The sequence below is a fragment of the Herbaspirillum sp. YR522 genome (genome assembly GCF_000282575.1).
Classification (GTDB): Bacteria; Pseudomonadota; Gammaproteobacteria; order Burkholderiales; family Burkholderiaceae_D; genus Herbaspirillum.
The window spans coordinates 1-12,970 of sequence record NZ_AKJA01000120.1 but is presented as its reverse complement, the minus strand read 5'-3'; the positions used below and the strand labels follow the sequence as shown (position 1 = coordinate 12,970).

Here is a 12,970-nt window from a genome sequence, read left to right as displayed (position 1 = left end):
CGGCTATGCCTCTGGAATCACCGGTTCGGCAACCGTGCCGGCGCCGGCCTTGATGGCCGCCTGACGCAGGAAGAAATCCTGCACCACCGACAGCTCGCGAGTGCGCTTGAACGGGGGCAGGCTCTGCCAGATGCGACGGCCGTAGTTCTTGGTGATCAGGCGCGGATCGCAGATCATCAGTACGCCGCGGTCGCCTTCGTCGCGGATCAGCCGTCCGGCGCCCTGCTTGAGGGTGATGATGGCAGCCGGCAATTGATGATGCACGAAGCCGTTGAGGCCCTGCTTTTCCATTTCGCTGATGCGCGCCGCCAGCACCGGGTCGTCGGGCGGCGAGAACGGCAGCTTGTCGATGATCACCAGCGACAGCGCATCGCCGCGCACGTCCACCCCTTCCCAGAAGCTTTGGCTGCCGATCAGCACGCCATTGCCGGAGGCGCGGAAGCGGTCCAGCAATTCGGTGCGCCCGGCCTCGCCCTGCACGAACAGCGGATAAGGCAGCTGGCGCTGCTCGAATTCGGCGCGCAGGCGCTCGGCGGCGCGCTTGACCGCACGCAGGGTGGTACACAGAAAGAAGCAGCGTCCGCCGGCCGATTCGATGGCGGGCAGCGCCGCATCCAGCACGGCGTCGGTGTACTCGAACGAATTGGGTTGCGGCAGGTTGGTGGGCACATACAGCAAGCCCTGCTGCTCGTAGTCGAACGGGCTGGGCCAGGAATGCGCCGGCTCGTTCCACAAGCCCATCTGCGCGGCATAGTGATTGAAGTCGCGCTTGACCGCCAGCGTGGCCGAAGTGAAGATCCAGGCGCGCGGGCTGCCCTCGCGCTGCTTGTTGAAGATCGGTGCAATCGACAACGGCGTGCGATGCAGCTGCAGCGACGAGGCAAACGCCTCCACCCACAACACATAGAATTGCCGTGCTTCGTCGCCGGCTTGCTCGGCTGCGGCCGGCGCACCCTGGGTGCCGGCCTCGGCGGCTTCGGCGGCTTCGGCTGCCTTGGCCGTCTTGGCGCCGGCTTGCGGGTCGTTCCAGGCTTCCAGCTGGCGCACGATCTCCACCGCCCGGTCGCGGCACTGCTCGATGGTCTCGGCGCGCTCGGCCTGCTTGTCGAGCACCGCGATCATGTCGTCCATGCTGTCCATGAGCGTCTGCAGCGAAGCAAAGAAGGTGCTGGAGGCGGCGATCTGGTTGACCGCCAGCCGGATCGAGTCTTCCGGGAACACCAACCGCAAATCGCGCGCGGCACGCTCGACGGTCGCCACCAGGCGCGCCCAGTCGGCGCCATCGCGCGCATGCGACAAGCCCTCGGCGAGCACGTCGCGGCACAGTTCGAGCACCTGCGAGGTCGATACCGTCTCGCCGAAGAACAGGGTGGCGGTCTCGGGCAACTGGTGCGCCTCGTCGAAGATGACGGTATTGGCCGTGGGCAGCAGTTCGGCCACGCCGGTGTCCTTGAGCGCCACGTCGGCGAAGAACAGGTGGTGATTGACCACCACCACGTCGGCTTGCTGGGCCTCCTTGCGGGCCTTCATGACGAAGCAGTCCTGGTAATACTGGCAGTCGGCGCCGAAGCAGGTGTCGCGGGTGGACGTGACCAGGCTCCAGACCGACGCCGTCTCGGGCACCGAGGTCAGTTCGGCCTTGTCGCCCGAGGTGGTGGTCTTCATGAAGCGCGAGATGTCGCGCAGGTAACCGACGTCTTCGCGCGCGGTCAGGCGACCGTTCTGCACAGTGCGTTCGAGGTGGTAATGGCACAGGTAGTTGGAACGGCCCTTGAGCAACGCCACCGATACCGGCGCGGCCAAAGCACGGCGCACGGTCGGGATATCGCGCTTGTAGAGCTGGTCCTGCAGGGTCTTGGTGCCGGTCGAGACGATCACCTTGCCGCCCCACAGCAAGGCCGGCACCAGGTAGGCGAAGGTCTTGCCGGTGCCGGTGCCGGCCTCGGCGATCAGGGTACCCTGGTTGGCGATGGCCGACGCGATGGCCTTGGCCATGGCGGTCTGGGCGTGACGTGGACGGTAGCTGCCGACGGCGCCGCCCAGCGGTCCGCCGGCGCCGAACAGCTGGTCGATCTCGGCATCATGAATACCGGGTGCCTCCGGTTCGGCCTGTTCTGGAGCAATCACTGCGACAACCTGTAGGAATGGAACTGAATCGGCTATTTTACGCGCTCTCACCCAGCAGGTCTGCCGCTACCGGATCAGGCCGGGATATCGGGCACCAATTGCATCTTCAACAACGAGATGTGATCCTTCAATTGCAACTTGCGCTTCTTGAGGCGGCGCAACTGCAGGTCTTCGGCGCGGGTATCGCGGATGAGCAGGTCGATGACGTTGTCGAGGTCGCGGTGCTCGACCTCGAGCTCGATGATACGGCGCTGGATGTCTTCGCGATGCGTACTGGTCATGGCTGACTGCTCCGTTTCTTCTCGGCGCGTTCGCGCTCGCTCTCCTGCTTCTTGCGCTCCACTTCCTGGCGGTGCTGCTCGGCATCCTTGATGCGCTGCTGGCGCTGCACGGCGTTGGCCTCGCGCTCGGGCGCGCGCGCCGCCTCGTCGGCCTGCTGTTGGGCCACCCGGGCTTCATGCTCGCGAATGCGGGTGTCCGGATCGGGGTTCTGGTCCACGCGCTGCTGCACCTGGTTGCGCTTGGCATCGCTTTCCTGGAGGTGGCGCGCGGTGGCCGCCTGGCGGTCCTTCTGCTCCTGGACGCGACGCGCCGACTCGGCCTGGTCGCGGGCATGCTGCTCGGCCAGCGACTGGTCGCGATCATCCACCTGTGCCTGGCGGCGGTAGGTATTGGCTTCGATCTCGACCTGCTTGATCGACTTCTCGGCCTCGCGCTTGCGATCCTTGGCGGCTTCCAGGCAAGCCGATACCAGGAACCTGGCATAGCATTCGCGCTGGTCCAGTACATATTGCGTGTCCAGCACGCGCCGGTCGTCGGCCGCCTGCGCCAGCGCCGCAGCCGCGGCCTGCTCCGACTTGATCGAGCCGGCCGGATAACGCTCGGCCAGGGGCGTGACCACCGGCAGGCCCTGGGCGCCGGCCGACGGGGTCAACGACAGCCATGCCACCGCACACGCCAGCGCAACGCCGGCCGCACCGCGGCGGCGCGAGGTAGCGGCCACCAGGCCGTACATGTTTTTCTTGTCCATCTTGGGTCTATCCAATCTCTTCACGACAGGCGGTCGGCGGCAATGCGGCGATCCGCTTCCAGGTATTCCTTGGACTGCATCTCGATGATACGCGAAACGGTACGGTGGAATTCATTGGACAGGGTGCCGGCGGTGTAAAGCTGGTCCGGCTCGACCGCCGCCGACATGATCAGCTTGACCTTGTGATCATAGAAGACGTCGATGAGCCAGGTAAAGCGGCGCGCCTCGGACGACATCGCCGCCGACATCTGCGGGATGCCCGACAGGATCACGGTCTGGAAGCGGCTGGCCAGCTCCAGGTAATCGTTCTGCGAACGGGGGCCGCCGCACAGCGTGGCGAAATCGAACCAGATGGCGCTGCCGGCGCGGCGCAGCGCGCGGATGTCGCGCCCCTCGATATTGACGCGGCAGTCCTCATCGGCGGTCTCGGCCACGGCCGCGAAGGCGCCGCGCAGCTGCGCGTCGGTCTGGGCATTGAGCGGGGTGTGATAGACCCGCACCTGCTCCAGCACGCGCTTGCGATAATCGATGCCGGCGTCGATGTTCATGACGTCCAGCTTTTCCTTGAGCAAGGCGATGGTAGGCAGCATGCGGTCGCGGTGCAGGCCCTCGGGATAGAGCGTGCTGGGCTCGTAGTTGGAGGTCATCACGAACGACACGCCCAGGTCGAACAAGCCCTTGAGCAGGTTGTACAGGATCATCGCATCGGCGATGTCGGAGACGTGGAACTCGTCGAAGCAGATCAGGCGGTATTTCTTGGCAATACGCTTGGCCACCTCGTCGAGCGGATCGGCGATGCCCTTGAGCTCGTCGAGCTGGCGATGCACATCGCGCATGAATTCATGGAAGTGGACCCGGGTCTTGCGCACCAGCGGCACCACCGAATAGAAGCTGTCCATCAGGAACGACTTGCCGCGTCCCACGCCACCCCACATGTAGACGCCACGCGGCACGCTGGGCCGACTGATCAGGCGCTTGAAGGCGCTGGCGCGCTGGGCCTTGTAGGCGGTCCATTCTTCATAGGCCTGCTGCAGGCGCATGATGGCGCGCAACTGGGCCTCGTCGGACTTGTAGTCGCGCTCGGCCAGCGCGTGCTCGTAGAATTGGCGGACATCCATGGTGGGGTTCTTCGTTGTTTGACTGGCTCAAAGCAAAACGGGCGAGCCAGGCTCGCCCATCATGATACAGGTACTGCACCCTATCCCGGTCGTGCTGGGTAGCGGTGCAAGCGCGTATCGAAGCAGATCAGAAGTTCAATGCGCGCTTGTCCACCGCCAGTGCGGCTTCCTTGGTCGCTTCGGACAACGACGGGTGCGCGTGGCAGATCCGTGCGATGTCCTCGGCCGAGGCCTTGAACTCCATCGCCACCACCGCTTCCGAGATCAATTCGGAAGCCATCGGGCCGACGATATGCACGCCCAGGATTTCGTCGGTCTTGGCGTCGGCCAGGAACTTGACCATGCCCGAGGTATCGCCCAGCGCACGAGCCCGGCCATTGGCCAGGAACGGGAAGGTGCCCGCCTTGTAGGCCACGCCATCGGCCTTGAGCTGTTGCTCGGTCTTGCCGACCCACGCAATCTCGGGCGAGGTGTAGATGACCCAGGGAATGGTGTTGAAGTTGACGTGACCATGCTGGCCGGCGATACGCTCGGCCACCGCCACGCCCTCTTCCTCGGCCTTGTGCGCCAGCATCGGGCCGCGCACCACGTCACCCACGGCCCAGACGTTGGCCAGGTTGGTCTTGCAATCGCCATCGACGGCCACGAAGCCACGCTCGTCGAGCTTCAGGCCGATCGCCTCGCCATTCAAGCCGATGGTGTTGGGGGTACGGCCGATCGATACGATCAGCTTGTCGAACTCGCCCTTCTGCGCAGCGCCCTGGCTATCGGTGTACTCGACCGTGACGCTCTTCTTGCCGGCCTTGATCTCGCCGATCTTCACGCCCAGGCTCACCTTCAAGCCCTGCTTGGTCAGCAGCTTCTGCGCTTCCTTGGCGATCTGTTCGTCGACCGCGCCCAGGAACGCCGGCAGCGCTTCGAGCACGGTCACCTCCGCACCCAGGCGACGCCATACCGAACCCATTTCCAGGCCGATCACGCCGGCGCCGATCACGCCCAGCTTCTTCGGCACTTCGGTAATGGCCAGCGCACCCGCGTTGGACAGGATCAGCTGTTCATCGAACGGCGTGCCCGGCAAGGCGCGCGCATTGGAACCGGTGGCGATGATCACGTGCTTGGCGGTGATGCTTTCCTCGGTGGCGCCCGCGACCTTGATCTCGTAGCCGTTGGCGTCGCCCTTGACGAACGAACCGCGACCGTGGAAGAAGGTGACCTTGTTCTTCTTGAACAGGTACAGGATGCCGTCGTTGTTCTGCTTGACCACGGTGTTCTTGCGACCCAGCATCTTGCCCAGGTCCAGGCCGAGGCCCTTGACTTCGATGCCGTGCTCGGCGAAGCCGTGGCCGGCGTGCTCATAGTGCTCGGACGACTGCAGCAGGGCCTTGGACGGGATGCAACCGACGTTGGTGCAGGTGCCGCCGGGCGCAGGACCGCCCTTTTCGTTCTTCCATTCGTCGATGCAGGCAGTGTTGAAACCCAGCTGGGCCGCGCGGATGGCGGCGATATAGCCACCAGGACCGCCGCCGATGACGACCACGTCGAAATTCTTGCTCATGTGATTTTCCTAACCTTGTCGATCGCGGACAAGCAATCCGCGCATACGAAAACAAAAAAGCGCCGAACAACAAGCCGTTCAGCGCATAGCCACCCCTGTGGGCCGTTGGGCAAGCGTAGCGAGCGGACCGAGGTCGTCGCGACAAGCGCAGCCGTACCCATGTACGGCGAGCATCGCAGCGGCGAGATCGGTTCGCGCGGTAGCTTGCTCAGCGGTCATTACAGATCAAGCAACAGACGTGCGGGATCTTCCAGCGCTTCCTTGATGGCGACCAGGCTCAGCACGGCTTCGCGGCCATCGATGATGCGGTGGTCATAGGACAGCGCGAAGTAGTTCATCGGGCGCACCACGACCTGGCCGTTTTCGACCACGGCGCGATCCTTGGTGGCATGGATGCCCAGGATCGCCGATTGCGGCGGGTTGATGATCGGGGTCGACAGCATCGAACCGAAGGTGCCACCGTTGGACACGGTGAAGGTGCCGCCGGTCATTTCGTCGATCGACAGCTTGCCGTCCTTGGCCTTCTGGCCGAATTCACCGATCTTCTTCTCGATGTCGGCGATCGACATCTGGTCGGCATCGCGCAGGATAGGCACCACCAGGCCACGTGGCGAACCGACGGCCACGCCGATGTCGAAGTAACCGTGGTAGACGATGTCATTGCCGTCGACCGAGGCGTTGATGATCGGGTACTTCTTCAGTGCATGCACCACGGCCTTGACGAAGAACGACATGAAGCCCAGCTTGACGCCGTGTTCCTTCTCGAAACGGTCCTTGTACTTGTTGCGCAGGTCGATGACCGGCTGCATGTTGATTTCGTTGAAGGTGGTCAGGATGGCGTTGGTCGATTGCGACTGGATCAGGCGCTCGGCCACGCGGGCACGCAGGCGGCTCATCGGCACGCGCTGTTCCGGACGGCTTTCCAGGCCGGCGGCGGCGGTCGCCGGCACTTGCGCCAGCGCCGGCTTGGCGGCCGCAGGAGCGGCGGCAGGCGAAGACAGTGCGCCCAGCACGTCGCCCTTGGTCACGCGGCCATCACGGCCGGTGCCGGTGACTTGCGAGGTCGACAGGTTGTTGTCGGCCAGCAGCTTGGCGGCAGCCGGCATGGCGACGTCACCCTTGCTGGCCAGCTCGGGCGCGGCCACCGGGGTCGGTTCGTTGGTCGATTGCGGCGCCGGGGCAGCCTTCACTTCGACCGGCTCGACCTGGGCGGCAGCGTCGGTGTCGAGGATCGCGATGACCTGGCCGGCCACCACGGTGGCGCCATCGGCGGCGATGATCTGGGCGATCACGCCATCGGCCGGGGCTGGCAATTCCAGCACCACCTTGTCGGTCTCGACATCGATCAGGTTTTCGTCGCGGGTGACTTTTTCGCCCACCTTCTTGTGCCACTGCAGCAGCGTGGCTTCAGCGACGGATTCGGACAGTTGCGGGACAACGACTTCGATTTGTGCCATTTATATTTCTCCGATTTCGGGTAATTCGTTCATTCAAACGCAGGCGTGCCGCCCTCGCGACACGCCCGGTTCTCGCTATGCTTACTTGGTCAGCACAAAGCCCTTGAGCTTGGCGAAGGCGGTTTCGATCAATGCCTTCTGCTGTGCGTAGTGCTTGTCGTAGTAGCCGACTGCCGGCGAAGCGCTGGCCGGACGGCCTGCATAGGCCAGCTTCTGACCTTCGGACAGGTTCTCGAAGATGTTGTGCTGGATCTGCAGCCATGCGCCCTGGTTCTGCGGCTCGTCCTGCGCCCACACCAGCTCGCTGAAGTTGGGGAACTGCTTCAAGGCAGCGGCGAAGGTCTTGTGCGGGAACGGATACAGCTGCTCGACACGGATGATGGCCGTGTCGGTCTGGCCGCGTTCCTTGCGGGCGTTGACCAGGTCGTAGTAGACCTTGCCCGAGCAGGCGATCACGCGCTTGACCTTCTTGGCGTCGATGGTTTCGTCGACTTCCGGGATCACCGTCTGGAACGAGCCACGGGCTAGGTCCGACAGGGGCGAACCGGCATCCTTGTTACGCAGCAGCGACTTCGGTGTCAGGATGATCAGGGGCTTGCGGAACAGGCGGATCATCTGGCGACGCAGCACGTGGAAGATCTGCGCGGCCGTGGTCGGCTGCACCACTTGCATGTTGTTGTCGGCGCACAGTTGCAGGTAGCGTTCCAGGCGGGCCGACGAGTGTTCCGGACCTTGCCCTTCGTAGCCGTGCGGCAGCATCTGCACCAGGCCCGAGGCACGGCCCCACTTCACCTCGCCGGAGCTGATGAACTGGTCCATCACCACCTGGGCACCGTTGGCGAAGTCGCCGAACTGCGCTTCCCAGATGGTCAGGGTATTGGGCTCGGCCGTGGAGTAACCGTATTCGAACGCCAGCACCGCTTCTTCCGACAGCACCGAGTCGATCACGGTAAAGGGCGACTGGGTCTCGGCCACGTTCTGCAGCGGCACATAGGTGCCGGCATCCCAGCGTTCGCGGTTCTGGTCGTGCAGCACGGCGTGACGGTGCACGAAGGTGCCGCGACCGGCATCCTGGCCGGTCAGGCGAATGGCGTAACCGGACGACACCAGCGACGCGTAGGCCAGGTGTTCACCCATGCCCCAGTCCAGGTTCATTTCGCCGCGCGCCATGGCGGCACGGTCGTTGATCACCTTCTCGACCAGCGAGTGCGCCTTGAATCCTTCCGGAATGGTGGCGATGCGCGCGCCCAGGCGCTTGAGTTCGGCCAGCGGCACGGCGGTTTCGGCAGCATCGGTCCACTTGCGGTTCAGGAACGGCATCCAGTCGACCGCGTACTTGCTCTTGAAGTTGGTCAGCACCGGATCCAGCGTGTGCTTGCCGGCGTCCATCGCGGCGCGGAAGGCCTTGACCAGCTCTTCGCCACCGTCGGCCGGCAACGTGCCCTGGGCCACCAGCTTGTCGGCGTACAGCTTGCGGGTGCCTGGATGCTGGGCGATCTTCTTGTACATCAGCGGCTGCGTCAGCGCCGGGGTGTCCTGCTCGTTGTGACCCAGCTTGCGGAAGCAGATGATGTCGACCACGATGTCCTTCTTGAACTTCATGCGGTAGTCGACTGCGATCTGGGTCGCAAACACCACCGCTTCGGGATCGTCGCCGTTGACGTGCAGCACCGGCGCCTCGATCATCTTGACCACGTCCGAGCAGTACAGCGTCGAACGGGAGTCGCGCGGGTCGGAAGTGGTGAAGCCGATCTGGTTGTTGATCACCAGGTGCACCGTACCGCCGGTGCCGTAGCCACGGGTCTGCGCCAGGTTCAGGGTTTCCATCACGACGCCCTGGCCGGCGAAGGCGGCGTCGCCGTGCACCAGGATCGGCAGCACTTGCGAGCCATCCTTGTCGCCGCGACGATCCATGCGGGCCTTGACCGAACCCTCGACCACCGGGTTGACGATTTCCAGGTGCGACGGGTTGAACGCCAGCGACAGGTGCACCGGGCCGCCTGGGGTGCTGACGTCGGACGAGAAGCCCTGGTGGTACTTGACGTCGCCGGCCGGCAGGTCGTCGGCGTGACGTCCTTCGAATTCGGAGAACAGTTCCTGCGGCGTCTTGCCCAGGATGTTGACCAGCACGTTGAGGCGGCCGCGGTGGGCCATGCCGATGACGATTTCCTGCACGCCCTTTTCACCGGCGCGCTGGATGGTTTCGTCCAGCGAGGCGATGAAGCTTTCGCCGCCTTCCAGCGAGAAGCGCTTCTGGCCGACGTACTTGGTATGCAGATAACGTTCCAGGCCCTCGGCTGCCGTCAGGCGCTCCAGGATGTGCTTCTTCTTCTCGGCCGAGAAGCTCGGCGCGGCGCGGGTCGGCTCCAGGCGCTCTTCGAGCCAGCGCACTTCGGCCATGTCCGAGATATAGGTGAATTCGGCACCGATGGAACGCGTGTAGGTGTCGCGCAGCATCTGTTGCAGGTCGCGCAACGAGGCTGTTTCGGGGCCGAAGTAGGTATTGTTGATGTTGAACACGATGTCCAGGTCGGCATCGGTGAAGCCGTAGAACGCTGGATCGAGTTCTGGAATGCTGGGGCGTTCCTGGCGTTGCAGCGGGTCCAGGTTGGCAAAGCGCGAACCCAGGTCGCGGTAGCCGGCGATCAGCTGGGTCACGGCCACGCGCTTGCGACCCATGTCGGAGTCGGCCGAGGCGATCACGGTGCGGATCGGGCCTTGCTTGGCGCGTTCGGCGAACGAAGCGATGACGGGAGCGTGGGCAACATCGGGACGGGCCGAGCCATCGGTGGCGGGTACGTGCTGCACGGCGTCGAAATAGGCGCGCCAGTTATCGGGGACCGAGCCTGGGTTTTCCAGGTATTGCTCGTACAATTCTTCAATGTACGGCGCGTTCCCACCGAACAGGTAGGAGTTGATGTTGTACTGCTCGTAGAGCTTCGTCATTTGCTCACCTTTCTTCGCGCTTCGCGACATTGGCGGGTGTCTAAACCTTCCGCGACACGGCCTGACCGGTTAGCGGATTGCACATCAAGTTGTGGGGAAGGACCTTTTTCCACCTGGATATTCGGACCATCCAGGTAGGTTCTGCGGGATTATATCCCTATATCCCTTTTAAATATCCGGCATTTCCACTTTTTCCTATGCGGCGTTGCATCATGGCCGCGCGCCGCGCCACTGCCGGTCCCCACCTAGTGGACCGGTAGCGGCGCGGCGCGCGACCATCGGCAAAGGCGACCGGACCGGCGGATGGCCGGGCCGATATTGCCGATCATTTCCCGAGCGTCAGCATTGGGGACTCACACCAGGGTAGTCGTCACGGCTTGCTGCACCAGCAACTCGGCATGGGTAACCGAGTGCTCATAGACGTTATATACCTGTCCTGCCACCGTCACGGTATCGACGGCCTTGGCCCAGCTGCCGGGATCGACGCCATTGCCATGCATCTTCGACAACTCGACTCGATCACCGTGATTACCGTTGACCATGAACTGCGTCTTGCCGTCGGTCACGAACAGGTCGCGCCCACCCAGGTTGAGCACATCGTTGAGCGAAAGCTTGAGTTTGTTGTCACCGTTGCCGGTCAGGTCGATCTTTTCAATGGACGATATCTTGGCCCCAGTCGAGAAACCGCCCATCGTGCTCAGCTCCAGGGTCTGGTCGGCACCGGTCAGCTTGAGCGTATCGATGCCGGCACCGCCATGCACGCCGGCTCCGGATGCCAGGAAATAACGGGTCTCGGGCAGCACGAAGGTCTCGTTGCCCGGGCCGCCATAGTAGGCATCAGCACCAGGCATGACCTTATACTCTGCCGGAAACGGATTGAGATAGCTGTCGGCATGATTGGAATAACCGATGTTGTCGATCTGGGCCCCATTGCCATCCACGGTCTTGACGATGAGATATGCGATCGACTCGCCGACTGGGGCGGTAAAGCGTACCGGCGTGAATACTGCCTGCGACGTAGTCCAATTAGAAGCAACGGGCAAGGGCTCGGAGGTATGAAGAACCTGCCCGAGACCGTTGTAGAACACCACCGTATGGCCGGCCGTACCCGCCGCCACGTCCAGGCTAACACTCTTCATGCCATTGCCAGGCAAGGTCAATGTGGTTGATTGGTCTGCCCCTACAAGAAGGCGATTACCCGTCGTGTAGTTAGTGGCGCCATCGCTCGGCGTGTAGCTGGATATCCATCCACTGGAATTGATCTGCATGCCATGGGAGCCATCGAGGTAAAAGGGTTGTATATTAAAAGTATCATCTCCTATCGCACTGCCATCACCATAGCGGAATGAGGGCCGGGTGAAATCAACTGACTTAGCAACGCCATCGACCGTGTAATTGAAGTTATTGAGCTTGAATTGGGTCCCAGTGCTGCCGTCGGCCGCGTCCAGTTTGATATAAGAAAGATTGCGGCCGCTGGGCGCAGTAAACGAAACCGTCTGCGACATTTTATTGACTGCGTAGGTCGTGGCATGAATGACGTCACCTCTTTCGTCATAGAACGTAACCCGAGTTCCGGCGCCAGGCGATGAGACTTCAAGCAATTCAAACGACACCCGGCTCATGTAACCGCTCATGGACTTGACCATCAAGACACTATTGGATGCCGAGAACATATTTCCCCGTGCCTCGCTGGACTCAAAGGTGAAATTCCCGACGCCACCAATGTGAAGGTCGCCGGTCAACACGGCCTGCGAAGATACCGCCGTTGAGCTCTCACCATTTGCCAGTGTATAGACGGCGGAATTGAAATCCACAAATCCGGCGCCCAGAGTCCTATAAGCAGAACTGTTACCCGCCTGGTCGATCAGGCTGGCACCGAGCACCGTTCCTGGCAGTACCGAAGGCAACAACGATGGCGGAATGGTAATCAGGACTGTCCCTACAGCAATATCGCTCGCCCGCAGGACCTGGTCGAACGTATAGCGCCCAACCGTCACGTGCAATGTATCGCCCGCTGCCGCATTGGTGCCGGCGATACCCACCGTCACCGTGTCGTCGCTACGAGTGATCGACACCGGCGCGTTGGGCGCGATAGCGTCGAGCATAATGTCTTGGGTATAGGTAGCCGCGCTTCCACTGCCGTTGACCACTTCCATCTTGACCGTCCAGTTGGTTCTGTGCGCATTGGGATCGACCACGGTCCATCGCTGTCCGTTGACCGACGCGTCCAGCCAGGTCGTGCCGCCGTCGGTCGATACCCGCAGTCGTTCACCAGGTAACAGCGGCGCGGACAAGCTGCCGAACAGGCCACGCCCGGCATCACCATTGTTGGTGACGAAATCCGAGTCGCTGGCACCTTGGTCCTTGCTCATCCCTTGTAGCGTCGGCACGGTGCGCAATGTGCCACTGCCAGTACCGCCCGTACCACCCGTACCACCCGTACCACCCGTACCACCTGTACCACCTGTACCACCTGTACCACCTGTGCCACCGCCAGTGCCGCCACCTGTGTTGCCACCGCCTGCGCCGCTACCACCACCAGCACCGCCAGTATTGCTACCGCCTCGATTGTCACCACCGCCACCACTACCAGCCGCCACAGCCGCACCACCCAGGCCGATACCGCCCAGGGCCGCCAGCAGACCACCGGCACCGGCGCCGGCCCCTGCGGCTGCGCCACCCGCGGCCGCACCGACGCCCGCCATGGCGCCGGCCAGCGAACTGTTCAACGACACCT

At 63.1% G+C, this 12,970-nt stretch carries 9 protein-coding genes; all 9 read right to left on the bottom strand.

Annotation, left to right across the window (positions count from 1 at the left end):
- Window positions 1–3 precede the first annotated feature (3 nt).
- Window positions 4–2,127, bottom strand: a complete 2,124-nt coding sequence (locus PMI40_RS17015; protein WP_008117816.1) for an ATP-dependent DNA helicase — start codon at window positions 2,125–2,127, stop codon at window positions 4–6.
- A gap of 74 nt (window positions 2,128–2,201) precedes the next feature.
- Complete coding sequence (locus PMI40_RS17010; RefSeq protein ID WP_008117814.1) at window positions 2,202–2,408, bottom strand: YdcH family protein; 207 nt, start codon at window positions 2,406–2,408, stop codon at window positions 2,202–2,204.
- The gene (locus PMI40_RS17005; RefSeq protein ID WP_008117813.1) at window positions 2,405–3,157 is read right to left on the bottom strand and encodes a hypothetical protein; all 753 of its coding nucleotides are present in this window, start codon (window positions 3,155–3,157) and stop codon (window positions 2,405–2,407) included. The genes PMI40_RS17010 and PMI40_RS17005 overlap by 4 nt, the downstream gene beginning before the upstream one ends.
- 20 nt (window positions 3,158–3,177) lie before the next feature.
- Window positions 3,178–4,275 carry a cell division protein ZapE gene (gene zapE, locus PMI40_RS17000; protein WP_008117811.1) on the bottom strand — a complete coding sequence of 366 codons (1,098 nt, stop codon included), beginning with the start codon at window positions 4,273–4,275 and terminating at the stop codon, window positions 3,178–3,180.
- 127 nt (window positions 4,276–4,402) lie between these two features.
- The gene (gene lpdA / locus PMI40_RS16995; RefSeq protein ID WP_008117809.1) at window positions 4,403–5,830 is read right to left on the bottom strand and encodes a dihydrolipoyl dehydrogenase; all 1,428 of its coding nucleotides are present in this window, start codon (window positions 5,828–5,830) and stop codon (window positions 4,403–4,405) included.
- A 218-nt stretch (window positions 5,831–6,048) separates the two neighbouring features.
- Window positions 6,049–7,287, bottom strand: a complete 1,239-nt coding sequence (gene odhB, locus PMI40_RS16990; RefSeq protein WP_008117808.1) for a 2-oxoglutarate dehydrogenase complex dihydrolipoyllysine-residue succinyltransferase — start codon at window positions 7,285–7,287, stop codon at window positions 6,049–6,051.
- Window positions 7,288–7,368: 81 nt separating this feature from the next.
- Window positions 7,369–10,233 (bottom strand): 2-oxoglutarate dehydrogenase E1 component, encoded by a 2,865-nt coding sequence (locus PMI40_RS16985; protein WP_008117806.1) that lies wholly within the window; start codon window positions 10,231–10,233, stop codon window positions 7,369–7,371.
- Between the two features lie 353 nt (window positions 10,234–10,586).
- The gene (locus tag PMI40_RS23395; protein WP_008117803.1) at window positions 10,587–12,605 is read right to left on the bottom strand and encodes a hypothetical protein; all 2,019 of its coding nucleotides are present in this window, start codon (window positions 12,603–12,605) and stop codon (window positions 10,587–10,589) included.
- Window positions 12,602–12,913, bottom strand: coding sequence for a hypothetical protein (locus PMI40_RS24085; RefSeq protein ID WP_040502253.1), 312 nt, complete (start codon window positions 12,911–12,913; stop codon window positions 12,602–12,604). The genes PMI40_RS23395 and PMI40_RS24085 overlap by 4 nt, the downstream gene beginning before the upstream one ends.
- Window positions 12,914–12,970 lie beyond the last annotated feature (57 nt).